The sequence below is a fragment of the Desertibaculum subflavum genome (assembly GCA_003576705.1).
Taxonomy (GTDB): domain Bacteria; phylum Pseudomonadota; class Alphaproteobacteria; order Ferrovibrionales; family Ferrovibrionaceae; genus Desertibaculum; species Desertibaculum subflavum.
In genome coordinates this window covers 68257-93645 of record QOZS01000020.1, presented here as the reverse complement: position 1 = coordinate 93645, position 25389 = coordinate 68257, and the positions used below count along the sequence as shown (strand labels likewise).

Annotated in this window: 29 protein-coding genes; 17 read left to right on the top strand and 12 right to left on the bottom strand. The window is 67.6% G+C overall.

From position 1 onward, the window contains the following. From DT074_RS12745 to DT074_RS28050, 4 genes are all read right to left on the bottom strand, one after another. Positions 1-378, bottom strand: a 378-nt coding sequence (locus DT074_RS12745) for a HEAT repeat domain-containing protein (protein WP_368744640.1), incomplete at its 3' end; no start/stop codon positions are given. A gap of 27 nt (positions 379-405) precedes the next feature. Next, positions 406-1155 carry a zinc-dependent metalloprotease family protein gene (locus tag DT074_RS12740; protein ID WP_119420234.1) on the bottom strand — a complete coding sequence of 250 codons (750 nt, stop codon included), beginning with the start codon at positions 1153-1155 and terminating at the stop codon, positions 406-408. 52 nt (positions 1156-1207) lie between these two features. Next, positions 1208-2737 (bottom strand): hypothetical protein, encoded by a 1530-nt coding sequence (locus tag DT074_RS12735; RefSeq protein ID WP_119420233.1) that lies wholly within the window; start codon positions 2735-2737, stop codon positions 1208-1210. A gap of 124 nt (positions 2738-2861) precedes the next feature. After that, positions 2862-3035 carry a hypothetical protein gene (locus DT074_RS28050; RefSeq protein ID WP_162914865.1) on the bottom strand — a complete coding sequence of 58 codons (174 nt, stop codon included), beginning with the start codon at positions 3033-3035 and terminating at the stop codon, positions 2862-2864. A gap of 71 nt (positions 3036-3106) precedes the next feature. Here DT074_RS28050 and DT074_RS12730 point away from each other — a divergent pair, with 71 nt between their 5' ends. The 8 genes from DT074_RS12730 (at position 3107) to proB (ending at position 11001) form a co-directional block, all read left to right on the top strand. Beyond that, a complete protein-coding gene (locus DT074_RS12730) occupies positions 3107-3640 on the top strand; it encodes a GNAT family N-acetyltransferase (RefSeq protein WP_497746147.1) in 534 nt (177 codons plus the stop codon). After that, positions 3637-4341, top strand: coding sequence for a GNAT family N-acetyltransferase (locus DT074_RS12725; protein WP_119420232.1), 705 nt, complete (start codon positions 3637-3639; stop codon positions 4339-4341). The genes DT074_RS12730 and DT074_RS12725 overlap by 4 nt, the downstream gene beginning before the upstream one ends. A 350-nt stretch (positions 4342-4691) precedes the next feature. Continuing rightward, entirely contained in the window at positions 4692-6539 is a 1848-nt protein-coding gene (locus DT074_RS12720) for an NACHT domain-containing protein (protein ID WP_162914864.1), read from the top strand. Positions 6540-6961: 422 nt separating this feature from the next. Further along, positions 6962-7654 (top strand): glutathione S-transferase family protein, encoded by a 693-nt coding sequence (locus DT074_RS12715; protein WP_119420230.1) that lies wholly within the window; start codon positions 6962-6964, stop codon positions 7652-7654. Between the two features lie 446 nt (positions 7655-8100). Further along, a complete protein-coding gene (gene rplU, locus DT074_RS12710) occupies positions 8101-8412 on the top strand; it encodes a 50S ribosomal protein L21 (RefSeq protein ID WP_119420229.1) in 312 nt (103 codons plus the stop codon). Between the two features lie 13 nt (positions 8413-8425). Further along, a complete protein-coding gene (gene rpmA / locus DT074_RS12705; protein ID WP_119420228.1) occupies positions 8426-8713 on the top strand; it encodes a 50S ribosomal protein L27 in 288 nt (95 codons plus the stop codon). A gap of 111 nt (positions 8714-8824) precedes the next feature. Next, entirely contained in the window at positions 8825-9886 is a 1062-nt protein-coding gene (gene obgE, locus DT074_RS12700; RefSeq protein ID WP_119420227.1) for a GTPase ObgE, read from the top strand. Beyond that, the gene (proB, locus tag DT074_RS12695; RefSeq protein WP_119420226.1) at positions 9883-11001 is read left to right on the top strand and encodes a glutamate 5-kinase; all 1119 of its coding nucleotides are present in this window, start codon (positions 9883-9885) and stop codon (positions 10999-11001) included. The genes obgE and proB overlap by 4 nt, the downstream gene beginning before the upstream one ends. Before the next feature lies 1 nt (position 11002). Here the strand turns inward: proB and DT074_RS12690 are convergent, their stop codons facing one another. Further along, on the bottom strand, positions 11003-11896 hold the full coding sequence (locus tag DT074_RS12690) for an alpha/beta hydrolase (protein ID WP_368744639.1): 894 nt from the start codon (positions 11894-11896) through the stop codon (positions 11003-11005). Positions 11897-11947: 51 nt separating this feature from the next. On the opposite strand from DT074_RS12690, the gene DT074_RS12685 reads away from it, so the two are divergent. Together DT074_RS12685 and DT074_RS12680 are read left to right on the top strand one after the other, a co-directional pair. Beyond that, a complete protein-coding gene (locus DT074_RS12685; protein WP_119420225.1) occupies positions 11948-12490 on the top strand; it encodes a tetratricopeptide repeat protein in 543 nt (180 codons plus the stop codon). 13 nt (positions 12491-12503) lie between these two features. Further along, on the top strand, positions 12504-13061 hold the full coding sequence (locus tag DT074_RS12680) for a VUT family protein (protein ID WP_119420224.1): 558 nt from the start codon (positions 12504-12506) through the stop codon (positions 13059-13061). Here the strand turns inward: DT074_RS12680 and queC are convergent. Both queC and DT074_RS12670 read right to left on the bottom strand, forming a co-directional pair. Continuing rightward, the gene (gene queC / locus DT074_RS12675; RefSeq protein WP_119420223.1) at positions 13058-13762 is read right to left on the bottom strand and encodes a 7-cyano-7-deazaguanine synthase QueC; all 705 of its coding nucleotides are present in this window, start codon (positions 13760-13762) and stop codon (positions 13058-13060) included. The two genes, DT074_RS12680 and queC, sit on opposite strands and share 4 nt — an antisense overlap. Continuing rightward, positions 13759-14091: a winged helix-turn-helix transcriptional regulator gene (locus DT074_RS12670; RefSeq protein ID WP_119420222.1), complete on the bottom strand. Its 333-nt coding sequence runs from the start codon at positions 14089-14091 to the stop codon at positions 13759-13761. The genes queC and DT074_RS12670 overlap by 4 nt, the downstream gene beginning before the upstream one ends. Positions 14092-14177: 86 nt before the next feature. Between DT074_RS12670 and DT074_RS12665 the strand changes: the two genes are divergently transcribed. The 7 genes from DT074_RS12665 to rlmH all read left to right on the top strand — a co-directional run bounded on the left by DT074_RS12665 (position 14178) and on the right by rlmH (position 19533). Beyond that, positions 14178-14729 carry a carboxymuconolactone decarboxylase family protein gene (locus tag DT074_RS12665; RefSeq protein ID WP_119420221.1) on the top strand — a complete coding sequence of 184 codons (552 nt, stop codon included), beginning with the start codon at positions 14178-14180 and terminating at the stop codon, positions 14727-14729. Between the two features lie 10 nt (positions 14730-14739). Further along, positions 14740-15693 carry a nucleoside hydrolase gene (locus DT074_RS12660; protein ID WP_119420220.1) on the top strand — a complete coding sequence of 318 codons (954 nt, stop codon included), beginning with the start codon at positions 14740-14742 and terminating at the stop codon, positions 15691-15693. Positions 15694-15821: 128 nt separating this feature from the next. After that, positions 15822-16544 carry a hypothetical protein gene (locus DT074_RS12655; protein WP_162914863.1) on the top strand — a complete coding sequence of 241 codons (723 nt, stop codon included), beginning with the start codon at positions 15822-15824 and terminating at the stop codon, positions 16542-16544. Between the two features lie 102 nt (positions 16545-16646). Beyond that, positions 16647-17930, top strand: coding sequence for a glutamate-5-semialdehyde dehydrogenase (locus tag DT074_RS12650; RefSeq protein ID WP_119420218.1), 1284 nt, complete (start codon positions 16647-16649; stop codon positions 17928-17930). Positions 17931-17984: 54 nt separating this feature from the next. Next, on the top strand, positions 17985-18584 hold the full coding sequence (locus tag DT074_RS12645; RefSeq protein ID WP_119420217.1) for a nicotinate-nucleotide adenylyltransferase: 600 nt from the start codon (positions 17985-17987) through the stop codon (positions 18582-18584). Positions 18585-18769: 185 nt separating this feature from the next. After that, on the top strand, positions 18770-19084 hold the full coding sequence (gene rsfS / locus DT074_RS28515) for a ribosome silencing factor (protein ID WP_368744637.1): 315 nt from the start codon (positions 18770-18772) through the stop codon (positions 19082-19084). Beyond that, the gene (rlmH, locus tag DT074_RS12635) at positions 19051-19533 is read left to right on the top strand and encodes a 23S rRNA (pseudouridine(1915)-N(3))-methyltransferase RlmH (protein WP_368744636.1); all 483 of its coding nucleotides are present in this window, start codon (positions 19051-19053) and stop codon (positions 19531-19533) included. Before rsfS ends, rlmH begins: the two co-directional genes overlap by 34 nt. On the opposite strand, the gene DT074_RS12630 is transcribed toward rlmH, so the two are convergent. The 5 genes from DT074_RS12630 to DT074_RS12610 all read right to left on the bottom strand — a co-directional run bounded on the left by DT074_RS12630 (position 19524) and on the right by DT074_RS12610 (position 25054). After that, a complete protein-coding gene (locus DT074_RS12630) occupies positions 19524-20804 on the bottom strand; it encodes an adenylate/guanylate cyclase domain-containing protein (protein ID WP_119420216.1) in 1281 nt (426 codons plus the stop codon). The two genes, rlmH and DT074_RS12630, sit on opposite strands and share 10 nt — an antisense overlap. Before the next feature lie 16 nt (positions 20805-20820). Next, positions 20821-21759: a LipP1 family hormone-sensitive lipase gene (lipP1, locus tag DT074_RS12625; protein WP_162914862.1), complete on the bottom strand. Its 939-nt coding sequence runs from the start codon at positions 21757-21759 to the stop codon at positions 20821-20823. Between the two features lie 28 nt (positions 21760-21787). Then, positions 21788-22387, bottom strand: coding sequence for a 2-hydroxychromene-2-carboxylate isomerase (locus DT074_RS12620; protein ID WP_119420214.1), 600 nt, complete (start codon positions 22385-22387; stop codon positions 21788-21790). Between the two features lie 41 nt (positions 22388-22428). Next, positions 22429-23727: a deoxyguanosinetriphosphate triphosphohydrolase gene (locus tag DT074_RS12615; protein ID WP_162914861.1), complete on the bottom strand. Its 1299-nt coding sequence runs from the start codon at positions 23725-23727 to the stop codon at positions 22429-22431. 160 nt (positions 23728-23887) lie between these two features. After that, positions 23888-25054, bottom strand: coding sequence for an acyl-CoA dehydrogenase family protein (locus DT074_RS12610; RefSeq protein WP_119420212.1), 1167 nt, complete (start codon positions 25052-25054; stop codon positions 23888-23890). Positions 25055-25389: the final 335 nt, after the last annotated feature.

The following is a 25389-nucleotide window of genomic DNA, read 5'->3' as shown; positions in this document are numbered from 1 at the left end:
GGCGGCGGGCTCGCGCGGCACGGTGCTGGCGCGCAGCGCCGTGAGCGCCTTGCGGTCGCCGATGCGGCCGAGCGCCTCGGCGGCGCGGCGCACCACCTCGTCCTCCGGCGCCTTCAGCGCGGCGAGCAGCGCCGTCTGGTTGGCGCGGTCGGCATCGCGGCCGAGCGCGATCGAGGCCGCGGCGCGCATCGGCGCGATCGACGCGGCGCTGCGGGCGATGCGGCGCAGGATCGGCGCAGCTTTCTTGACGCCGCGCCCGGCCAGCGTACGCAGCGCCGCCATGCGCTCCGCCTCGGGCCGCCGCGCGGCCAGGCTGGCGACGAGATCCTCCTCGCTCGCCGACAGCAAGGTCAGGTCGAAATCGGGTGCGATGGCCATGGCCGCCTGCTCCTTCCGCGCCCGCGCTCAGCAGCCGCTCTTGACCGAGCAATGGTCGCGCATGTCGACGCCCTCGGTATTGGTCAGGTTGACCGAGTTCCGGAGGCTGATCGCGCAGCCGGTCTGCGCCATCAGCCGGTTCTGCCCCGCCGTGGTGGTGGGGCAGTCGCCGTCGCCATGGTTGTGATCGAGGCCGAGGAAATGCCCGACCTCGTGGGCGAAGGTGCGCGACAGGCCTTCCGGCGGGCGGGTGATGTGGCCGCCCAGCGAACCGTCGTCCTTGTCGCTCTTGTCGCAGGTACCTTCCACCGGCGACAGGCCGAGGAAGCCCGAGATGCTGAGCACCACGAACACATCGAGCCCGTCATTCTGCACGCTCCACTCGTTCCAGAGCGCGTTCGCCTCGTCGTCGCTGCCGATATTGTCGCGGCCATTGGCGTCCGCCTGGTCGATGAAATAATGCTCGACCCGGCCGATGCCGAGCGATTGCGGCCGGTAGATGTTGCGGATGCGGTAGATCGAATAGTCGAGATTGGCGAAGGCCGCGTCGAGCGTCGTGCCGGTCATGCTGTCGAAGCCGACGCGGATGACGTTGATATGGATGTGCTGGCCCTGCAGGTCGCGCACCAGCTGCAGCAGCGAGACCTGCGCCGTGACGGTGGTGTCGGCCTCCGGCGGCACGCGGCCGCGGATGAAGCCGAACAGGCTGAACAGCAGCGAGCGCGTCCCGCTGGTCTCGACGCCGATGCAGTTCATGATCGCCTTGACGCTCGCCATCGCGCGGCCCTCTTCAGGGAATGCCGCTATCGCGGCCGGCCCGGCCCTGCCGTCACTGCAGGCTGATGATCATGTCGACCAGCCCGACGCCTTCGTCGAGCGGGGTCAGCGCCTTGCCGATCACCGCGCCGAAGGCCCGGCCCGGATCCTCGGCCCGCATGGCGCAGCCCGGCGTGGGCGAGGAGGTCAGCAGGTCGCCGACCCGGACCGCGCCATGCGCGGCGTCCACCCGGCAGGCCGCCTTGCCCACCATGGCAATCGGCACGCGGGGCAGATCGGCCGGCGCGCGGTGGTCCATGACGATGCCGGAGCGATACCGCCCGCCGCCCGCCACCACGCCCACTACGGCGCGGTCATAGGCGCGCGCCGTGGGCGCGAGCATCCCGCTTTCCGCCAGCGCCATCACCGTGCCGGGCGGCGCCGCGACGCCGACGGCCAGGTCGAACTGCTCGGCCACATCGGCATTGCGCAGGATGATGTCGCCGGCGCCGCCGTTCAGGTGGATCGATTCGTTGCCGGCATCGTCGCGGCAGATGATGTCGCCCTCGTTGCCGGCGGCGCCGACGCGCAGCACGGCGAAGTTGGCGTCGAACTGGAACACCTCGCGGTCGGAGGCGTCGCGCACGCTGATATCGCCCTCGTTGCCGGCGGTGCCGATGCGCAGCACCGCATTGTTGCCGTCAACATGGAACACTTCGCGGCCCGATCCGTCGCGCACGATCAGGTCGCCCTCGTTGCCGCTGGCGCCGATGCGCAGCACGGCGAACTCGCCGTCGAACTGCAGCACCTCGCGGTCGGAAGCGTCGCGCACGCTGATATCGCCCTCGTTGCCGCGCGTGCCGATGCGCAGCACCGAGTTGTTGGCGTTGAAGTGGAACACCTCGCGGTTGGCATTGTCGGCGACGATGATGTCGCCCTCGTTCTCGGTATTGCCGATGCGCAGCGTGGCGTTGCCGCCGCTGAACTGCAGCACCGTCCGTGCCGATCCGTCCTGGATCAAGAGGTCGCCGGCGCTGCCGGTATTGCCGATCCGCACCGTCGCGCCGGCGCTCGCGACATGGAACACCTGGGTGCCGGCGGAATTCACCACGTCGATATCGCCGCCATTGCCCTCGGCGCCGAGGCGGAGCAGGCCGGTGCCGCCCTGGATCAGCGCCGTCTCGCGGTTCGAGGCGTCGCGCACGCTGAAATCGCCGGCATTGCCGGTGGCGCCGACCCGCAGCACCGCGCCCAGCGCATCGAAGCGCAGCGCCTCGCCGGCCGGCGCGTGCACCGACAGCACGCCGCCGACCGCGCCGCCGCCCAGGCGCAGCAGCCCGGCGCCGGCGGTGAAGTTGAAGGTCTCGTCGCCGGTCGCGGTGACCAGGCGCAGGTCGCCGCCATTGGCCGGCCCGCCGATGGTCAGGATGGCGCCGAGCGAATCGAAGCGCAGCGCCTCGCCGGCCGGCGCGTTGACGATCAGCGTCCCGGCATTGCCGGGCGTCGCGCCGATCGTGGCAGTTCCCGCATTGGCGTCGAGCTGGATGGTGACCGTGCCGCCCGCATTGGTGACGTCGACACGTTCGGTGATGGTCTCGGGCATGGCCGCGTTTCCCCCCGCCTCACCAAGCAAAGGTCCAGCCCCCACCGATTAAGTTAGCACGCGGCGCGGTGCCGAGTCGATCCGGCCGCACATGCCGCGTGATGAAACGGGAAAAGATGCGGCTTTAGACGGAGGGCGGCGAGGGCGCGCTGACGCCGGATTCGCCCGCGCGGGCCGCGTTGGCTGCGGCGGCGTCGTAACGGCGCCGTTCCTCCGGCGAGTGGTAGCGGTCGTCATCGGCCGACCGCTCCCTCGCGCCCTTCCTGAACAGACCGACGAACCAGCGCCACAGGCCCATGGCTGCCTCCCTGTCGCGATCCCGAGAATAGCACGCCGCGGCGGCGCAAAGCGATTGCGCGGAGATGCGGGATGGACGCCGCGTGCCGCGCGCGACGCAATGTGCGCGCCGTCGAAGGGAGGCCCTGCATGCGCGTTGCGCAGCAACTGGAGATCCGGCGCGCCGAGCCGCACGAGGCCGGCGCCATCCGCGCGCTGGTCCGCGCGGCCTATGCGAAATGGGTGCCGGCGATCGGCCGCGAGCCCAGGCCGATGCAGGCCGACTATGTGCGTGCGCTGCGCGAGCACGAGATCGATCTGCTCTGCGAAGGCGGCCGGCCGCTCGGCCTGATCGAGACCAAGCGGCACGAAGATCATCTCTGGATCGAGAACGTCGCCGTCGATCCGGCCGCGCAGGGGCGCGGCCTCGGCCGCCGCCTGCTTGCCCATGCCGAGGCGAAGGCCGCCGCCGCCGGCCTTGGCCAGCTTCGCCTCCTCACCAACCAGGCCTTCGCCACCAACGTCGCGCTGTACCAGCGGCTCGGTTATCGCATCGACCGGCGCGAGCCGTTCCAGGGCGGCGTCACGATCTATATGAGCAAGCGTTTGGAGCATCGATCCGGATGAACGACCTGCCGCTCGGTGTCGCCGTCGACCCCGCGCCCAGGCCGTTGCCGCAGCGCCTCGTGCATCGCGGCCGCGCGGTCGCGCTCGAGCCGCTGGCCGAGGCGCATGTTGACCAGCTCTGGGCCGCGGCCGAGGGCGCCGAGGCTTCCTGGACTTATCTCCGCTACGGCCCGTTTGCCGACCGCGCGGCGATGGCGGAGCAGGTGGCGGCGCTCGCCGCCCGCGCCGATCAACCGTTCTGGGCGGTGCGGCCGGCGGCAAGCGGCCGGGCGGAAGGCTGGCTCTCGCTCTGCGACATCTACCCGGCGGATGCGGCGATCGAGATCGGCAGCATCTGGTTCTCAGGCCAGCTGCAGCGCACGCGCGCCGCGACCGAGGCGGTGTTCCTGCTGCTGCGCCACGCCTTCGACGATCTCGGCTACGCGCGCCTGGTCTGGCGCTGCCAGGCCCTGAACGCGGCCTCGCGCCGCGCAGCGGAGCGCTACGGCTTCGTGTTCGAAGGCATCTGGCGTGCCGGCGCCATCGTCAAGGGCTTCCAGCGCGACGTGGCGTGGCATTCGATGCTCGCAGAGGAATGGCCGCAGCACCGGGCGGCACTCGAAGCCTGGCTGGCCGAGGCGAATTTCCACGCGGATGGCACCCCGGTTGCGAGCTTGGATGCGTTGCGCCGACGTTGGCGGTGCATTGCGAACATGTACTGAGCTGATCTCGCCCCAACGGTCCATTGCACTGACCGAGCAGCGCGGCGCTCCGGAGACTCATGACGTTGATGCGACTGGTGATGGTCTCAGGCGTTGCCGCGCACTTCTCACCGCACCAAAGCAAATGTCCCGCCGCCAAGGCCAAGCTAGCGCCCGCGCCCACCGGGATGTGAGCACCCGTTGACAGGCCTTACCTCATTGGTACCGCCCATTTTCGTAAAGGCGCCCATCGGCACAGCACAAAGCTGACGCAAACTTCTTATGGTTTATAATTGTCGGCTTACAGCGACCCGAGTTGGGACGAGAAGGGCGAGGCTATGGCAACTGAATTTCTCACGACCTCAACGGTAATGAAGCTGATCGAGAAGCCCATGGCTTCAATTTACGCCATGGCACAGGATCAAACCAGAAAGAAGTTAAAATTGTGGCACAATGAGCAAAATATTAAGAAGATATCAAAAAATTTGGCCACAATCGATAAAGTTAAGACGTTAATTTCTGGTGACAATGAACAGTCTATTTTGGATTTCTATTATCCAGCTCGCATTTTGGATCAGAAAAAGGAGGCGAGTCGAGTAGACTCGATCGACCATTTTCCGTCTCGTGGCAACATCATTATAGAGGGAACAATCGGTCAGGGAAAATCAATCTTTCTTAGATACTTGTCAATTCAAGAATTGAGGCGAGGAGAGATGTCCAGGATACCAATATTCTGTGAGCTACGGTTCGTCACAAAAGATCGCCCGTTAAAAGAATATATATTCTCGTCGTTTGACAGACTCGGATTCAAAATTGACGAAGAAATTTTTGCGTTCTACGCCAGCACGGGAAAATTTGTCCTAATGCTAGATGGCTTCGACGAGGTAGACGATGATTTTGCTTCATTTGTAATTGAGCAGATCGATTTCTTAGCAGATAAATTTCCGTCACTACAAATGGTGCTAACTTCCCGGCCCGACGCAGGTGTACAGAGATCTGCAAGGTTTAGAGTGTTTAGACTGGCAGGATTGAGTCTTCGAGATCATCTTCCTTTTTATAAAAAGTTGCTGGGAGATGATAAATTCGCTCTTGAGGTCACCGAAGCTATAAAGGGCAGTGAGTCGGACATTAAGAGCATGCTCAAGACTCCACTTCTGCTAAATCTTCTTGTTCTGATCTATAGAAAGCAACCTAAAGTACCAAAAAATGTGGAAGAGTTTTACGATCGACTATTTGACATCCTTTTGCATGAGCATGATTTTTCAAAAGGGGCATATCGGCGAAAAAGAGTCGCTACACTCGGCGAAAGGGAGGCGCGCCGCCTTTTTGAGGCGTTCTGCTTTGCTAGTCGACTGCGGGATCACAAAACTCTGACGCTGCAAGACTGCGAACAGTGTCTCGATGAGGCGATGGCAAAAACTGCAATTAGAATTTCAAAGGACAAATATTTGGAGGAGATGGTCAAAATTGCGTGTTTGATGCAGAAGGAGGGAAATCGGTATCATTTTCTACACAAAAGTGTTCAGGAGTTTTATGCCTCTTCCTTCGTCGCAAACTCGCAGGAAAAATTTGGCGATAGCTTTTATTCATTACTGCGAAATGAGAAATGGAAAAGATGGAGGCAAGAATTAGAATTTCTATCTCAGATCGATTCGTATAAATTCTCGAAGTTCTTTTTTATTCCACTCTGTGGACAGTTTTTCGAGAGAATTGGTATGACTAGAGAGGGGGATGTCGGAGCGTTCAATTATGCGGATGCTGATATAGAATATTTGACAAAAAATATTACGGTGGAGTTCTTTCGCGTAAACAACGGTATTTGGGATATAGACAGGATCTTGTTTTCAGGAAAATTAGATCGACTTAATAATAGCAGCTACGTGGGAGATATTTTTAGAACTATGCTATTTCGAGATCTCTACAATTTGGACATGAAATTTCTCCGCGTGGGATTAGACTCGTTGGTTTCGAAGGCAGAGATAAAACGTGAAGTCGTTAGCGTGCCGAAAGAAGAGGGGGCCAGCGAGATGGTCGATCACACCTTAGAGAATACTGCGGTACAATGTGATTCTCTCCCCGCAGAGGCCTTAAAGGATAAGTCAGCCCATTCTGTAGTTGCAGGAATAATTGATGAAATATCTGCGGAGCTACAGAGGCGTGAGGAAGTCGTTTCGCTTGAGGCAAATAAAGACGAAATGCTGAGCCTTATGAAGGCCTAGGTCAGTTATCACGGGGGAAATGTTAATTTCGCTTCGTAGATCGCGATTGGAAGGAGCGCGTCGGCATTAACCACGGTCCTCGCCGCCCACCAGCTGCACGGCATAGCGACGGCGTCCATCAGGGCCGACCGAGGCGCCGCGATGGGCGAGCGCGATCTTCCGTTCCCGCGAGGGCAGTACGCAACGTGCCCGCCGCTTCCAGGCAATCATATACCCAGTCCGCATTGGAGACGCAAAAAGCACGTGCACTGCATGCTGGTGTCTCGCTGATAGCGCGGTGCGGTGCGCTTTCCTGTGCGAATGCCGCGGTCCGGAATAGCAGCGGGCTGGCGGTGCCGACCTTTGCCGCGTCGCGCTTGCATCGTCACTGGCGCGCAATGTATGTTCCGGATATGTTCTCATCGCATTTTCGAGGTGAGCCCATGAGCGCTGCAGTTTCACCAACCACCGTGATTCGCCTCTATTCCGGCCCGCTCAGCATGTTCGGCATGAAGGCCGAGATTGCGCTGCTGGAGAAGGGCATCGCGGCCCAGGTGCAGATGGTGCCCTTCGCGATGAAGACGCTGTACCAGCCGAAGCATCCGGAGGTCGCCCGCATCAACCCCAAGGCGCAGGTGCCGGTGCTGCTGCATGACGGGCTCGAGATCTTCGATTCGACGCAGATCTTCGAATACCTGGAGGACATCGCGCCGGAGCCGCCGCTCTGGCCGCGCGAGCCGAAGGACCGTGCCCGCGCCCGCCTCCTCGAGCTCAAATCCGACGAGGTGTTCTTCCCGCCGGTGATCCGCCTCATGGGCCTCCAGCAGACCCCGGACGATCCGGCGGCCGTGGCGGCGCGCGAGGCCTGCGCCGGCTACTACGCCGAGATCGAGGCGGCGCTGGGCAACCGCGACTGGCTCGCCGGTCCCTACACCTATGCCGACATCGCCTTCTACATGGCGCAGATCTTCGCCGACCGGATGGGCGCGCCGATGCCGCGCACCGCGCCGCGGCTGATCGCCTGGCGGGCCCGCATGACGGAGCGGCCGGCGGTGGCCCGCGTCGCCGGCGCCATGGCCCGCTACCTCATCTCTCAGGGCCGGCCTGTACCGGGCTTCATGCAGCCGTTCGCATGAATGGATTTGACTTTTCACGCAAAAACAACTATGATTTCATGTGTTTTCGTATGTAGAGGACATAGCGTGACGGATTTACCGTTCGTCGCATGCGCGGAGGCTTTGTCCGGAGGCCCCAAGGGAGCCTGTGCGGAACAGATACGCCGCGGAACAGATACGCCGCGGAACAGATACGCCGCGGAACAGATACGCCGCGGAACAGATACGCCGCGGAACAGATACGCCGCGGAACAGATACGCCGCGGAACAGGTATGCCGCCGGCCGGCGGGACGGGGGCTCCAGCCCAGCCCTCCCCATGGCCTCGCCACGGGGAGGGCTGGATGGGGGAACAGATGCGCCGCCCAGCCGGTCCCGGGGCCCAACCTCTCGTTGACAGAGGGTCGCCCCTGGCTATATTCCGCGCCTTCGATTTGAGCGCCGCGCCCTGCGCGGCAGGCAGGATCCCATGTATGCGGTGGTGAAGACCGGCGGCAAGCAGTACCGCGTCGCCAAGGACGATCTCGTGACGGTCGAGCGCCTCGAGGGCGAGGCCGGCGCCAAGGTCACATTGGGCGCGGTCCTCGCGGTCGGCGACGAAAGCGGCATCAAGGCCGGCGCGGCGGTCAGCGGCGCCTCGGTCGAGGCCGAGATCGTCAGCCAAGCCCGCGGGCCGAAGATCATCGTGTTCAAGAAGCGGCGCCGGCAGAACTCGCGCCGCAAGAACGGCCATCGCCAGGATCTGACGGTGCTGAAGATCACCGGCATCGCGGCGGGCTGAGGAGTAGCGACAGATGGCTCACAAGAAAGCGGGCGGCTCCTCGCGCAACGGGCGCGATTCGGCGGGCCGGCGCCTCGGCGTGAAGCGCTATGGCGGGCAGGAAGTGCTGGCCGGCAACATCCTGGTGCGCCAGCGCGGCACCAAGTTCCATCCGGGCAAGCATGTCGGCGTCGGCAAGGACCACACCTTGTTCGCCACCGCCACCGGCAAGGTGAAGTTCCACCAGGGCCTGAAGGGCCGCATGTACGTTTCCATCGAGCCAATGAGCGCTCCTGGCCCGGTCGCGGAGGCGGCCGAGTAGCGCGCTCGATCACATTCGAACGCTTCGGCCGAAGGGGAATGGACCACCATTCCCCTTCTGCTTTTCTGGCACCCCATCACTCCTGAACGCCTCGCACTGCGACACACGACGATGAAGTTCCTCGACAGCGCCAAGGTCTATCTCTCCTCCGGGCATGGCGGCGCCGGCGCGGTGTCGTTCCGGCGCGAGAAGTTCATCGAGTTCGGCGGCCCCGATGGCGGCGATGGCGGGCGCGGCGGCAGCGTCTTCGCCGAATGCGTCGACGGGCTGAACACGCTGATCGACTACCGCTACCAGCAGCATTTCAAGGCCTCGCGCGGCGGCCACGGCATGGGTCGCAACCGCTCCGGCGCCGCCTCCGACGACGTGGTGCTGCGCGTGCCGGCCGGCACCCAGATCTTCGAGGAGGATGCCGAGACCCTGATCGCCGACATGACGCAAGTCGGCCAGCGCGTGCTGCTGGCCAAGGGCGGCGATGGCGGGCGCGGCAACGCGCAGTTCAAGTCCTCCACCAACCGCGCGCCGCGCCGGGCCGAGCCGGGCTGGCCCGGCGAGGAGCGTTGGATCTGGCTCAAGCTGAAGCTGATCGCCGATGCCGGCCTCGTCGGCCTCCCCAACGCCGGCAAGTCCACCTTCCTCGCCGCGGTGACCTCGGCCAAGCCGAAGATCGCCGACTATCCCTTCACCACCTTGAAGCCGCAGCTCGGCGTGGTGCGGGTCGACGAAGCGGAGTTCGTGCTGGCCGACATTCCCGGCCTGATCGAGGGCGCGCATGAGGGTGCCGGGCTCGGCGACAAGTTCCTCGGCCATGTCGAGCGCTGCAGCGTGCTGCTGCACCTGATCGACGCCACGCTGGAAGACCCCAAGGCCGCCTACCGCACCATCCGCGACGAGCTGCGCGGCTATGGCCGCGGCCTCGCCCGCAAGAAGGAGATCGTCGCGCTGAACAAGATCGACGCGCTCCCGGCGGAAGAGGCGGAGGCGAAGCGCGCCGCACTCGCCAAGGCGATCCGCAAGCCGGTGCTCGCGCTCTCGGCGGCGAGCCGGCAGAACGTCGAGCCGGTGCTGCGCGCGCTGTTCAAGGCGGTGCGGACCGAGCGCGCGAAGCAGCGCAGCGACGCGGTCGAGCATGAAGAGGAGGCGGTGGACGTCTCGCCGCACTGGCAGCCGTGACCGCTCAGCGCATCGACAGCGCACGCCGCCTCGTCGTCAAAATCGGCTCCGCACTGCTGGTCGACCAGGCGACCGGTGAGCCCAAGCGGGCCTGGCTCGCTGGCATCTGCGCCGATATCGCCGAAGCACGCGCGCGCGGCCAGGACGTGGTGCTGGTGTCGTCGGGCGCCATCGCGCTCGGCCGGCGCCAGCTGAAACTGCCGGCCGGCGACCTGAAGCTGGAGGAGAGCCAGGCCGCCGCCGCGGTCGGCCAGATCCGCCTCGCCCATGCCTGGCAGGAGGCGCTGGGGCCGCACGGCATCACGGTGGCGCAGGTGCTGCTGACGCTCGGCGACACCGAGCAGCGCCGCAACTACCTCAACGCGCGCTCGACGCTGGCGACCCTGCTGGCGCTCGGCGCCGTGCCGGTGATCAACGAGAACGACACCACGGCCACCACCGAGATCCGCTTCGGCGACAACGACCGTCTCGCGGCGCGCGTCGCCGAGATGATCTCCGCCGATTGCCTGGTGCTGCTCTCCGATATCGACGGGCTCTACACCGCCGATCCCGGCACCGATCCGCAGGCCGAGTTCATCCCGGAACTGTCGGAGATCACCCCGGCGATCGAGGCGATGGCCGGCGGCTCGCGCTCAGGCCTCGGCCGCGGCGGCATGGTGACCAAGCTCGCCGCGGCGTCGATCGCGCTCCGCGCCGGCTGCCGCATGGCGATCGCCAAGGGTGAGGTGGTCAGGCCGATCGAGGCGATCCGCACCGGCGCGCGCTGCACCTGGTTCGTGCCCAAGGCCTCGCCCTTGACCGCGCGCAAGCAGTGGATCGCCGGCAGCCTGAAGCCGGCCGGCGCGCTGCTCGTCGACGAGGGCGCGGTGAAGGCGCTGGGCCAGGGGCGCTCCTTGCTGCCGGCCGGCGTGACCGGCGTGGAAGGCAGCTTCGAGCGCGGCGATGCCGTCTCGGTGCGTGCGCCGGACGGCCGCGAGATCGCCCGCGGCCTGGTCGCCTACGGCGCGGCGGAGGCGCGCCGCATCATGGGGGCGCGCTCGAGCCGCATCGAGGAGATCCTCGGCCATCGCGGCCGCGACGAGATGATCCACCGCGATGACCTGGCTGTCCTCTAGCTCAGGCCGTCTTGGCCCGTATGTACTGGCCGATGCGCTCGATCGCCTGGCGCCCTGCGGTCAGGCGGCGGGCGAACCACGGCCAGACATGGATCATGCGCGGCCAGACTTCGAGATGCGCCTCGACGCCGGCGCCGATCGCGGCGCGGGCGAAGCGGAGCGAATCGTCGAGCAGCACCTCGTCGCCGCCGACCTGGATGAGCAGCGGCGGCAGACCCTTGAGATCGGCATAGAGCGGCGAGATCAGCGGGTCGCGGATGTCGCGGGTGCCGGCATAGGCCTTGCCCCAGCGGTGCAGGTCCTCCGCCGTCACCAGCGGGTCGCGCGCCTTCAGGCTTTCGAGCGAGGCGCCGGTGCCGGCGAGGTCGAGCCAGGGCGAGAGCAGCACGCCCGCCGCCGGCAGCGGCAGACCCTGGTTGCGCGCCGCCAGCATGGTCGCGACGGTAAGGCCACCGCCCGCGCTGTCGCCGCCGATCACGATGCGGTTCGCGGCGATGCCGGATTGCAGCAGCGCGCCGTAGGCCTTGAGCGCGTCGTCCACCGCCGCCGGATGCGGGTGCTCCGGCGCCAGGCGATAGTCCGGCAGGCTCACGCTCAGGCCCGCGGCGCGGCCGATATCGGCGGCCATGTGGCGGTGCGACCTGGTGCTGCCGATGGCATAGCCGCCGCCATGCAGGTAGAGGATCGCCGCGTCCTTGCGCGCCTCCGGCGGCGTCAGCCGCTCGCCCGGCTGGCCGGCGAGCGGCTCGCTCCGGATGTCCGGCGGCAGCGGATAGGCCAGCTCCGCCTTGTCATAGGCGGCGCGGCATTCCTCCACCGTCATCGAACTGTAGGACGGCAAGGTGCGCAAATAGGCGGCGATCTTGTCGATTTCCCCAGGAACCTTCTCGGCCACGTTTCCTCCGATGTTTCTTGTTCCGACCCATCTCGGGGTAGACTAGCGACCATGTTCGCCCAAGTCCTGCGCCAGGTCTCGCATCTCGACCGCGCCCACCCGGCCGCCAGCATGCCGCAGCCGCTCGACGCGCTGTTCCGCCGGCTGGCGACGGCCGGCGAGCAGAAGGAGATCGCCCGCACCGAGGACCTGATCTGGGCGCATTGGACGAGCCATCCGGAGGCCGCGGCGGCCGAGGCGATCGAGCGCTCGGTGCGCGCGCTGGCGAGCAAGCAATATGCCGCGGCGGAGCGCCTGCTCGACCGGCTGGTCATCGGCTGGCCGGATTTCGCGGAGGCCTGGAACAAGCGGGCGACCTTGCGCTTCCTGCAGGACCGGGACGGCGACAGCATCGCCGATATCGAGCGCACCTTGGCGCTGGAGCCCCGGCATTTCGGCGCGCTCTCCGGCCTCGGCCAGATCTGCCTGCGCCATGGCGAGCGGGCCGGCGCCCTGATTGCCTTCGACGCGGCGCTCCGCGTGCATCCCCACCTGCCGGGCCTCCGCGAAGCCGCCGAGACGCTCCGCGCCAGCTTCTCCCGCACCCTGCATTGAGAGAGCGAGTTCGATGTTGAACCAAGCGCGCCGCGAAGGCGCCCTGTACCTCGCGGGCTTCATCGCCTGCATCCCGGCCGCCAACTGGCTGATCGGCCATGTCGGTACCGTCTGCGTGCCGCAGGGTCCCTGCCTGATCCCGGTCGCGCCGGGTCTCGCCGCGCCGAGCGGCGTCTTGATGATCGGTCTCGCGCTGGTCCTGCGCGACCTGGTGCAGCGCCGGCTCGGCAAGCTGGCCGCGCTGGCCGCTATCGTGATCGGCGCCGTGCTCTCCGGCCTCGTCGCGCCGCCGGCGCTGGTCTATGCCTCGGCCGCCGCCTTCCTGCTGTCGGAGCTGGCCGACTTCGCGGTCTACACGCCGCTCGCGGCGCGGCGGCTGGTGCTGGCGGTGCTGGCAAGCGGCCTGGTCGGCCTGGTGGTCGACAGCGTGGTCTTCCTCTGGCTCGCCTTCGGCAGCCTCGACTATCTCCCGGGCCAGGTGGTGGGCAAGGCCTGGATGGTGCTGCTGGCGCTGCCGGCGATCCGCTGGCTGCGCGACCGCGACGCGCGGCTCGGCCTCGCGCCGGCTTAAGAACCCATCTTCGCCACGGCGGCCTGCCAGAAATCGGGATCGTCGTACTCGGTCGGGTCGGCGACGCCCGCCTTGTGGAAGGCCTCGCGGCGCTCGACGCAGGTGCCGCAGCGGCCGCAATGGCGGGCGCCACCCTTGTAGCAGCTCCAGGTCGCGGCGAAGGGCACGCCGTGGCGCGCGCCCTCGGTGACGATGCCGCCCTTGTCGACGCCCAGGAACGGCGCCCAAAGCCCGACCTGCCACATGCCGTCCAGCGCCTGAGCCTGCATGGCGCGGAACGCGTCGATGAAAGGCGGCCGGCAATCGGGATAGATGAAGTGGTCGCCGCCATGCACCGCGATGCCGACCGCCTCCGCCTCCTCCGCGGCGGCGATGCCGAAGGCGATGGCGAGGAAGATCGCGTTGCGGTTCGGCACCACGGTGAGCCGCATGCTCTCCTCGGCATAGTGGCCGTCCGGTATGGCGACCGCGTCCGGATCGGTCAGCGCCGAGCCGGAGAGGAAGCGGCCGAGCGTCGCGATGTCGACCACGTCGTGGCGCACGCCGAGCGCCTTGGCTGCGTTGGCGGCGAAGCCGATCTCCTTCCGATGCGTCTGGCCGTAATCGAAGGTGACGAGGCGGGTGAGCCGGCGCTCGACCGCCGTCTTGTAGGCGAGCGTGACGGAATCGAGCCCGCCGGAGCAGATCACCAGCGTCTTCATGACCGCTTGGCCCAGCGCTCGGCCCAGCTGGCCAGCGGGTGCAGTGTTTCGAGCAGCCGATGGCCTTCGTCGCTCAGCCGGTAGCCATCGTCGGCAAGCTCGACGACACCGGCTTCGCGGAGCTCGGCGAGCCGGGTATTGAGCACGCTCGGGCTCGATCCGCAGGCCGCCTGCAGGGCACGGAAGACGAGCGGGCCGGTGCGCAGCTCCCAGACCACGCGCAGCGCCCAGCGCCGGCCAAGTAAGTCCAGCAGCGCCATGACGGGGCGGCCGGTGCGCGAGCCGCGGGCCGGCCGGCCCGGACGAGGTGTAGAGGCGGCGGAGGGCATTCCAATCCGTGTGCTATCAAAACAGTAGCGAAGACCCGGCGTCGATGCTATGAATTCCATAGCAAGGTTCTCGAGGGAATTCCACCATGGCTTCGTCCCGCATCGCGCCGGCGGTTCCGCCCTTCGCTGCCGACATCCAGTCGGCGCTCGACCGCATCATGCCCGAGGGCATGGCGCCGCTGACCTTGTTCACGACCCTCGCCCGCAACCCACGGGTGTTCGGCCGCTTCATGAGCGGTGGATTGCTGGACAAGGGCACGCTCTCGCTCCGCCAGCGCGAGCTGGTGATCGACCGTGCCTGCGCGCTGTGCGGCTGCGAATACGAATGGGGCGTGCATGTCGCGCTGTTCGGCGAGCGCGTCGGCCTCGGCGAGGCGGAACGGCATGCGATCGTGCACGAAACGCCGGAGAGCCCGGCATGGTCGGATGACGAACGCCTGATCCTGCGCCTGGTCGACAGCCTGCACGACACCGCCCGGATACCGGCGCCGCTCTGGGCGGAGCTGGATGCGCGGTTCACATCGGAACAGCTGATCGAGCTCATCGTCCTGACCGGCCTCTACCACATGGTCTCGTTCGTCGCGAACGGGCTGGCGCTGGCGCCGGAAGCGTTCGCCCCGCGCTTTCCCATGCGCTAGCTTCGGGCGGATGGCGAAACGCAAGCTGATCCTCGACGTCGATACCGGCACCGACGATGCGGTGGCGGTCATGCTGGCCGCGCTGCATCCGGCGCTCGACCTCGTCGCCTGCACCACGGTGAACGGCAATGTCGAGGTGGCGCACGGCACCGACAACACGCTCCGCGTGCTGGACCATATCGGCCGGCGCGACGTGCCGGTCTATGAGGGCCTGGCGCGTCCGCTGGTGCGGCCGGACTTTCCGGTTCCCCGGACTGTGGATGACCGAGCCGGCAAGTTCCACGGCAAGACCTTGCCGCTGCCGCCTACCGCCCGGGCGAAGGCGGCGCAGGGCGCGGTCGAATTCCTGATCGAGACCTACCGGCAGGCGACCGACGAGATCACCCTGGTGCCGGTCGCGCCGCTGACCAATATCGCCGCCGCGCTGACGCTCGATCCGAAGCTCACCGAGCGCGTGCCCGAGGTGGTGATCATGGGCGGCGGGCACGCGATCGGCAATGTCACGCCCTCGGCCGAGTTCAACATCTGGGCCGATCCGGAGGCCGCCGCGATCGTGTTCGGCGCCGGCTTCCGGAAGATCACATTGGTGCCGCTCGACGCCACGCACCGCGCTCTGGTGTCGCGGGCGGATTGCGACCGTCTGCGCGGGCTCGGCACCCCGGCGGGCGAGGCGGCGGCAGAGTGTATCGGCCACCGCATCGTCGCCCACGATGCTGCGCAGCAGATGGCGACGCCCGGCACCACGCCGGTGCACGACGCGGTCTGCGTCGCCTATCTGGTCGAGCCCCCGGTGATCGCCACCCGCAAGCTGCATGTCGCGGTGGAGACGGCCGGTGCGCTCACGGTCGGCCGCACGGTGATCGACACGCAATTCCGTGGGTCCGGCCTGCCGCAATGCGACGTGGCCTTCGATTCCGACCCGGCGCGCTTCGTCGATCTGCTGGTGCGGACATTTGCCGCCTGAACGGGACGTCGCTCGCGCCGCGCCTGGATTCGCTCTATGATTTCCGCCGCCGCAATCGTTGCGGTGCGCAGGGGGCCATGCGCCTCGGTTTCGTCATCGCTTTTCTGTCCGCTCTGGCGTCTGTCGGGATGGCAAGCTTTCCCGCGGCCGGCCAGGGCGTCACCCTCAACGTCATCCACGACAGGTCGCAGGGCACGGTGCGCATCAACGGGGTGCCGGTGCATCGCTTTGCCTCCAGGCCGCCTTTCGACGCGCCCGCGACCAATGCTTTCAACATCGGCTTCTGGGCCGAGAACGGCGATAACGACGTGGCGGTGGAGGCGGAGCCGGTCGCCGGCCAGGCCGGCGCGTCGACGAAGGTGGTGCTGACCGAGGAGCCGGGCGACCCGCCGCTGTTCGAGCACACGATCGGCGGCAGAGGCAGCGTCAGCCACAAGGTTCCGCTGGAAGGGCTGCCGAGCTGGTCGTGGCGCGACGCGGAAGCCGTCGCGGGCTCCGACAGCGAGCTGCTCGCCGCGGTGGCGGCGCTGCACAGGGCACATGCAGATCAGGACGTGGATGCGATCCTGGCCTTGAGCCAGGCTGCGGTCGACGACATGACCCAGGTCGCTGGCCCGATGCCGCCGGAAGCGCGGGCCGAAATGGTGGAGATGCTGAAGGCGGGGCGGCTGACGCCGCTCCCGGAGAAGCTCACGGTCGAGCGCCATCTGGGCAATCGTCTCCTGGTGGTCACGGCGGAGGGCGGACGGGCGCCGATCGAGCTGCATAGCGACGCCATGCCCGATCATCCGATGGAAACCGGCCGTTATTGGGTGCGGCGCAACGGCAAATGGTCGGTTGTGCGATGGTAAAGGCTGCCGGGACGGCGCTATTGCCGCCGGGGCGCCGGCGCGCCTAGTCTCTGCCCGCCACGGGGTACCCCCGGGCCGTGACCGATCCACAGGCTGACGACGATGAGCGCTACCGCTACCCAGACGCGGGACGATCTGGCCGAGACCATGGAGGCGATGGGCCGTGCCGCCCGTGCCGCCGCGGGCGAGCTCGCGCATGCGCCGGCGGCGGCGAAGAACCGGGCCCTGCTGGCGGCCGCGGCGGCGCTTCGTTCGGATACCCCGGCCTTGCTGGCCGCGAATGCCCGCGACCTGGAGGCCGCCAAGGCACGCAGCATCGCCGCGTCGATGGTCGACCGGCTGGTGCTGGACGCCAAGCGCATCGAGGGCATGGCCGCCGGGCTGGAGGAAGTCGCGCGCCTGGCCGATCCGGTCGGCGCAGTGATGGCCGAGTGGACCCGGCCGAACGGCCTCCGCATCTCGCGCGTGCGCACGCCGCTCGGCGTGATCGGCATCATCTACGAGAGCCGGCCGAACGTGACCGCCGATGCCGGCGGTCTCTGCCTCAAGGCGGGCAATGCCTGCATCCTGCGCGGCGGGTCGGAGAGCTTCCATTCCTCGCGCGCCATCCATACCTGCCTGGTCAAGGGCCTGAAGGCGGCCGGCCTGCCGGGGGCGGCGATCCAGCTCGTGCCCACGACCGACCGTGCTGCGGTCGGCCACATGCTGGCGATGGCGCAGTGGATCGACGTGATCGTGCCGCGCGGCGGCAAGTCGCTGATCGAGCGGGTGCAGCGCGAGGCGCGCATGGCCGTGCTGGCGCATCTCGATGGCAATTGTCACGTCTACGTGCATGCCGGTGCCGATTTGGGCGAGGCGCGCAAGATCGTGCTGAACGCCAAGATGCGGCGCACTTCAGTCTGCGGCGCGGCGGAGACTTTGCTCTGCGATGCCGCGGTGGTCGAGACGCATCTGAAGCCGATCGTCGCCGATCTGCTGGCGGCCGGCTGCGAGCTGCGCGGCGACAAGGCGACCCAGGCGCTCGACAGCCGCGTGAAGCCGGCGACCGAGGCCGACTGGGCGACCGAATTCCTCGACGCAATTCTCGCCGTGCGCGTGGTGCCGGGCCTCGACGAGGCGATCGCTCATATCGCGCGGCACGGCTCCAGCCATACCGATTCCATTCTGACCGAGGACAAGGCCGCCGCCGAGGCCTTCCTCGCCCGCGTCGACAGCGCGATCGTGCTGCACAACGCATCGACGCAGTTCGCCGATGGCGGCGAGTTCGGCATGGGGGCTGAGATCGGCATTTCCACCGGCCGGCTGCATGCGCGCGGGCCGGTCGGGGTCGAGCAGCTGACCAGCTTCAAATATGTCGTGCGGGGCAACGGCCAGGTGCGGCCGTAAGCCAACGCCCGGACCGGCGTGCCTCCCGCAATACGGGAGAGGGGGAAATCTTGAATGCGTAAGCGGCGCGTGGGCTTGCTGGGCGGGTCGTTCAATCCCGCCCATGAAGGGCACGTTCATATCAGCCGGCTGGCGCTCAAGCACCTTGCCCTCGACGAGCTCTGGTGGCTGGTCTCGCCGCAAAATCCCCTGAAGCCGGTCAAAGGGATGGCGTCGCTCGCCAAGCGATTGGCGGCAGCGCAGGCGCTGGCGCCGGACCGCCGGGTCCGGGTCACCGATCTGGAGCGCCGTCTCGGCACGCGCTTCACCGTCGACACGCTGAAGGCGCTGCAGCGGCGCTTTCCTCGTATCGCCTTCGTCTGGATCGCGGGCGCCGACATCCTGGAACAACTGCCGCGCTGGCGGCGTTGGCCGGAGGTGATGTCGCGGGTGCCGATTGCCGTGTTCGACCGGCCTTCCTATTCTCTCAAGGCGTTGGCAAGCAAGGCGGCGCAACGCTATCGGCGGCAACGGATCGCGCCGCGTACGGCGCACCGGCTGGCCGATATGACGCCGCCGGCCTGGGTTTTCGTGCCGAGCCGTTTGCACGCCGCCTCCGCCACCGCGCTGCGCAAGCAGGGTCGCGTCACGCCGAAGAGGAGCAGAAAGTCCTGACCGACAAGAAACCGAAGACCCGCGCCAAGGCGGCCGCCAAGCCGAAGCCGGCAGCAGCGAAGGCCAAGGCCGCCAAGACCCGCGCCAAGCCCGCTGCTTCGAAGCCGGCCGCCCCGCGGCCGCGCAAGGCGCCGGCGCCGCCGAAGGCGAATTCGCGCGCGGCGGTCGAGCAGCTGCTGGCCAAGGTGCGGGCGAGCCTGGAGGACGACAAGGCGGAGGAGATCGCCGTCATCGACCTCGAAGGCAAGAGCTCGATCGCCGATTTCATGGTGGTCGCCTCCGGCCGCTCGCAGCGCCAGGTCGGCGCCATCGCCGAGCATCTGGTCGAGCGCATGGAGAAGGAGGGCCTGCGCGGCATCCGCCGCCAGGGCATGCCGCAGAACGACTGGGTGCTGATCGATCTCGGCGACGTGGTGGTGCACGTGTTCCGGCCGGAGGTGCGCGAGTACTACCGGCTGGAGAAGATGTGGTCGGGCGACCTACCGGCGGAGGAAGCCTGAAGCTCCGCCTCCTCGCCGTCGGCCGCGACAAGGGGCCCACCGCGGCCCTGACGGCCGACTATCTCGCCCGTCTGCCCTGGCCGTGGGAGATCAGGGAGCTGACGGAATCGCGCCAGCGCAGCGTCCACGCACGGAAGGCGGAGGAGGGCGCCGCGCTGCTCGCGGCAGTGCCGTCCAAGGCGACCCTCGTCGCGCTGGACCGCACGGGCCAGGCGCTGGCGAGCGAAGCCTTCGCGGAGCTGGTCGGGCGCTGGCGCGACAGCGGCGTGCGCGAGCTCGTCTTCGCGATCGGCGGGCCGGACGGTCTCGATGCCGCGGTGCTGGCGAGGGCCGAACGCAAGCTCTCGTTCGGGCCGATGACCTGGCCGCATCTGCTGGCGCGTACCATGCTGGCCGAGCAGCTTTGGCGCGCCGCCTCGATCCTGTCAGGGCATCCCTATCATCGCTGAGACGGGCTGAAGATCGCGACCGGTGCAGCGACGCCGCGCAGGCTGTGGCGACCGAGATCGTCGAGCGGCCGGGTGAGGCGGCGCGCCACCGGCTCGGTGATCAGGATCGGGCGGCCGAGCTGCTTGGTCAGCGCCTCGACCCGGCTTGCCTCGTTCACCGCCGCGCCGATTACCGTGAAGTCGAGCCGCTCCGGCGCGCCGATATTGCCGAAGAAGACCCGGCCTTCGTGCAGCGCGATGCCGGAGCCGAGCGGCCGCCAGCCGTCGATCCGGTCGAGCGGTGCCGGCGGTGCGGCGTTCAACGCCTCGACCTGGGCGAGTGCCGTCTCTGCCGCGGCAAGCGCCGCTTCCGCGGCGTGAGCCGAGGGATCCTCCGCGCGCAGCGGGAAAACGGCGAGCAGGCCGTCGCCGACGAACTTCAGCACCTCGCCGCCCTGGGCGATGACGGCGCCGGCCATGCGCTCGAAATAGGCGTTGAGCAGCTGGATCATCTGCGGCCCGGCGAGGCGGTCGGAAAGGGCCGTGAAGCCGCGGAGATCGGAAACCCAGATGACGGCGTCGATCGGCCGGCCGGCGCCGCGTTCGATCGCGCCCTGCAGCACCCGGCGCCCGGCCGCACCGCCGAGATAGGCGTCCAGCACATTGCCGGCGATACGCCAGGCGATGTGACGCTCGACATGCAGAGCGAACAGCGAGAGCAGGCGCCGGATGGCGGCGAACTCGGCCTCGCTGAAGCCGCCGGCCTGACGGGTGGCGACCGTCATCGCGTTGTGCATGCGGTCGCCGGCACCGAGCGGCAGCGCGGCGTAGTCGGTCATGCCGTCGCGGGCAAGCTCGGCGAGCAAGGGGAATTCGGCCGCGGCGGCGGCGTCCTGCGGCGACCGGCGAAACGTCTCGCCGTGCTCGATCACGCGATAGAGCGGGCTCAGGCGGTAGCTGTCGGTCTGCAGCGACGCGCCGGTCACCCGGACTTCATCGCAAATGCCGTCGGCCCGAAGCCAGTTCCAGGCAAAGCCATAGGCCTGCGGATGCAGGGTGCCGACATGCAGGCTGGCTCGATCCACCGGCAGGCCGGCGGCGACGAGGCGCCAGGCCAAGGCCTCGAACAGGGCAAGCTGGTCGCGCTCGCGCAGGGCCTCGCCGAGCAGCCAGGCCTCGACCGCCTCGATGGTGGTCGGCGACGGCGCGACAGCGGCGCCGTGCGCCACCCGTCGCACCAGAACGACGGCCGGTGGATAGCGGCGCGGCGCGGGGTCGAGGCGCTCGACCATGCCGCGCCGCGCCCGGTCAGAAGCCGCCGAAGGCGACGCGCAGCGCCGAGGCTGCCTCCTCGACCGCGTGCTTCGAGTTGGTCAGCGCGCCGGAGGCGTTGAAGAAGCCGTGATACATGCCGGGATAGAGCGAGATGCGCACCGGCACGCCGGCCGCGTTGAGCCGCTCGGCATAGTCGCGGCCCTCGTCGCGCAGCGGGTCGTAGCCGGCGAGCAGGACAAAGGCCGGCGGCAGGCCGGCATAGTCGGTGCAGAGCAGCGGCGAGGCGCGGACATCCGACTTGTCCTTCTCGTCGCGCAGATACAGGTTCACGAACCAGGTGATCAGGTCGCGCGTGAGGATGTAGCCCTCGGCATTCTCCACATGGCTCTTGTGGCCCATGCGCATGTCGGCGCCGGGATAGATCAGCATCTGGAAGCAGGCCTTGATCTGATCGCCACGCGTGGCCTGGGTGACGCAGGCGGAGAGATTGCCGCCGGCGCTGTCACCGCCGACCGCGATGCGCGCCGGGTCGATGTTGAGCTGCGCGGCATTGGCGGCGACCCAGCGGAAGGCGGCGAGGCTGTCGTCATAGGCGGCGGGGAATTTGTGCTCCGGCGCCAGGCGGTAGTCGACCGAGACGACGGTGCAGTTCGCCTTCTTCGCCAGCGCGCGGCAGAGCGCGTCGTAGCTGTTCAGGCCGCCGATCACCCAGCCGCCGCCGTGATAGAAGACCAGCGCCGGCTGCGGCTCCTTCGCCTCGCTCGCGACATAGAGGCGGGCGGGGATGTCGCCGGCGGGACCGGGGATCTTGATATCCTCCACCTTCGGTAGTGGTGCCGGCGGCGGCGCCAGCACCACGGCGGTCTGTTCGAACAGCGCCTTGGCCTCGGTCGGCGACAGCGTGTTGAGCGCCGGCCGGCCGGATTGCTTGATCAGGTCGAAAACCCACTGCGCTTCCTTGTCGAGCGCCATCCCTAACTCTCCTCTTTGTCGTTCTGTTTCAACCCTTGGCCAGCCGACGGTCGAGGAAATCGAGCCGGTCCTGGCCCCAGAAGATCTCGCCATCGACGACATAGGACGGCGCGCCGAACACGCCGCGTTCCAGCGCCTCCTGCGTATCGGCTTCGTAGGCGGCAGCATGGGCGGGATCCGCCGCCGCCTGTCGGAGGCCGTGACCGTCGAGCCCGCAGCCCTGGGCGATGGCGTCGACCGTTGCGGGATCGGAGATGTCCTTCTCCTCGGCCCAGACGGCGCGCATCAGCGCATGCGCAAGCTTGATCGCGTTGTTGCCCTGGCTGCGCGCGGCGATGACCATGTTGCGGGCGAGCTCGTCCTTGGCCGGCCAGAATTTCGGCTGCAAGGTCAGCGGCTCGCCAGTGAAGTCGCGCCAGCGCGCGAGCTCGACCAGCCGATAGGCCTGGCGCTGCGGTGCGCGCTTGGGCAGCGGCAGACCGCCCGATTGCGGGAAGATCTTGCCGTAATCGACCGGCTTGATCGTCGCGGTGGCGCCGTATTTCGCCAGCATCGCCTCGAAACGCCGGCCGCCGAGATAGGTCCAGGGTGAGTTCAAGGTCATGTAGTAGTCGACATGCAGCGCCATCGGCGTCTCCCCAACTCCAGATGTGATGATACGTGGCCGGCTCAGGCCTTCACCAGCCCTTTGAGGCGGCGGAAGGTGGTGACGGCATAGGTGTCGGTCATGCCGGCGATGAAGTCGACCACCGCGAGCAGGCGCTGGTAGCGCGCGCCGGTATGCGGCGCCGCCGGCATCAGGCCGACCAGGGCGCGCGCCCGGGGTGACAGTGCGTCGTCGCGGAATCCGGCAGCCGCCCATTCCTCCACCGCGCTGACGAAGCTTGCGAGCAGAGTGGTCAGCACCTCGCCGGCGCCGATCTCCAGCTCCAGCCGCTCGCGGCTCTGGAACAGGCGCTGGGTCTCCAGTCGCTCCATCGAGTTCAACGTCTCGGCGTGGCGCGTCTGGCCAAGTAGGTCGCCGCCGAACGCGCCGGCCATGATTGGCGCTTCATGGTCGAAGAACGCGGTGACGGCGGCATCGATCAGGCGGCCGATCGCCTTGGCGCGCAGATAGGCGATCTTCTGCGAGGCCTCTCCCACCGAGGCGTAGCGCGACGGCGTCTGGGGGAGGAGCGCGAGCAGCAGCGCCTCGGTCTCCTCGAAGCCGAGCCGGCCGAGCTTGAAGCCGTCTTCCAGGTCCACCACGCGATAGCAGATATCGTCCGCCGCCTCGACCAGATGGGCGAGCGGGTGGCGGCACCAGCCGTCATTGCGCGGCACGAGGCCGATCTCCTCGGCGACGGCGCGGAACAGGTCGGCCTCGGCGGCGAAATAGCCGAACTTCGTCCGTCCCGGGGCGGCGCCGAACGGATACTTGGTCATGCTGCCGAGCGTGGCGGCGGTAAGGCGAAGCCCGCCGTCGTCGCGCCAGTTCTGCAGCCGCGCGACCAGGCGGAAGCCCTCGGCGTTGCCCTCGAAGGTTTCGAGATCGGCCCGCTCGACGGGCGAGAGCTCGGTCAGGTGGCGCGCGCCGTCGGCGCGGAACCAGTGGCGGATCGTGTCCTCGCCGAAATGGCCGAAGGGTGGGTTGCCGATATCGTGCGCCACCGCCGCCGCCGCGACCACGGCGCCGACATCCGAAGGCGAGGCGTCGCCGAGATCGCCGCCGCGTTCGCGCACCACCTGGCCGACCGCGGCGCCGAGCGAGCGGCCGACCGAGGAGACTTCCAGCGAATGGGTGAGCCGGGTGCGGACGTAGTCGTTCTCGGGCAGCGAATGCACCTGCGTCTTGTCCTGCAGCCTGCGGAAGGCGGAGGAGAAGACGACCCGGTCCCAATCCTTCTGGAAGGCGCTGCGCGCCGGCCGCGGTACCGGCGCGTCACCGTGCCCGAAACGGCGCGTCGAGAGCAGCCGGCGCCAATGCATCGTCAGCTCCCTCCCTCGCGTCGCGAAGCGACGTGGGGGAGGGTTGGGGTGGGGGCGGCGGCCGTTTGGCGCACGGCCCGCCTTGCGGCGACCGCCCCCACCCAACCCTCCCCCGCCCTTCGGTCGCGGGAGGGCTCGAATGCGGCAGCCACGCTGCAGATCACAGGCCCAGCACCGCCTTGGCGATGATGTTGCGCTGGATTTCGTTGGAGCCGCCATAGATCGAGGCGGCGCGGTTGTTGAGATGGCGATAGGTCGCGGTGACCAGCTCCGCCTGGCCGAGCGGCACGGCGTTGGAGACCGGCGTCAGTGCGTCCGGCTGGTCGACCAGGGCGTAGAGATCGTTCGCGTCCATGGCGATCTCGGAGGCCGCCTGGGTCAGCTCGGTACCGCGGATCTTGAGCAGCGACGACAGGGCGCCGGTGCTGCCGCCGGTGGTCAGTGAGGAGAAGACGCGCTTCTCGGTGTATTCCAGCGCCATGTTGGCGATCCGCGTCTGCGCCGTGCGGGCGGTCAGCGCCGGCGTGTCGCAGGCCTCGTCGGCCATTTCCAGGATCTCGGCCGGGTTGGGGCTGTAGATGCCGCCGCGCTCGAATTCCAGCAGGTACTTGGCGACGGTCCAGCCCTTGTTCTCCTCGCCGACCCGATTGGCGATCGGCACGCGCACATTGTCGAAGAAGACCTGGTTCACCTCGTGGTCGCCGGCGAGCGTGATGATCGGCCGGATCGAGAGGCCCGGCGTCTTCATGTCGATCAATACGAAGCTGATGCCGTCCTGTTGCTTGACGTCCCTGTTGGTGCGGACCAGGCAGAACATCCAGTCGGCATAGTGGGCGAGCGTGGTCCAGATCTTGGATCCGTTGATCACGTAGTGATCGCCGTCGCGCTCGGCGCGGGTCTGCAGCGAAGCGAGGTCGGAGCCGGAGCCGGGCTCCGAATAGCCCTGGCACCACATGATCTCGGCGCCGACCGTTGCGGGGAGGAACTGCGCCTTCTGCGCGGGCGTGCCAAATTTCATGATCACCGGGCCGACCATGCGGATGCCCATGTTGAAGAATTTCGGCGCCCGCGCCGCGGCGCTCTCGCGCTCGAAGATGTAGCGCTGCATCGCCGTCCAGCCGGTGCCGCCATGCTCCACCGGCCAGGCCGGTGCGCCCCAGCCCTTGGCGTGCACGATCTTTTGCCAGCGCTTGCCGATCTCGACATCGCCGACGAAGCTGCGCGTGAGCTGGCCCCATGCCCGCAGGTCCGGCGTGAGTTTCTCGTCGAGAAAGGCGCGCACCTCGTCACGGAAGGCGATGTCCTCTGGCGTCAGACTCAGATCCACGGCGTTGCTCCCGAAGCTCGTTATTGCGTGCGACTGTAAGCGGGCGGCACTTGCTTTGCCACCGCTCGGGCATTGCGTCGGCGCGTGCGTTGTGACAGCATTCCGATGTTCGTGCGGGCCTGTGCGAACGCTGCCGTCCCAGAAGGGGGCGGCGACATCCATCGACCGGCGGCTTCCTCCATCGAAGCACGGTGCGGCGGGCAGCAGGTCCGGTTGGACTTCCTTCAGGAGGTGCTGACCATCGGCGAAACGCCACCGGGTCAGGGGTGACCGGCTGGTCCACCCGGCCCAGACAATCTGAAAGCGACATCGCCGGCCTCTGGGGCGACCCAAGC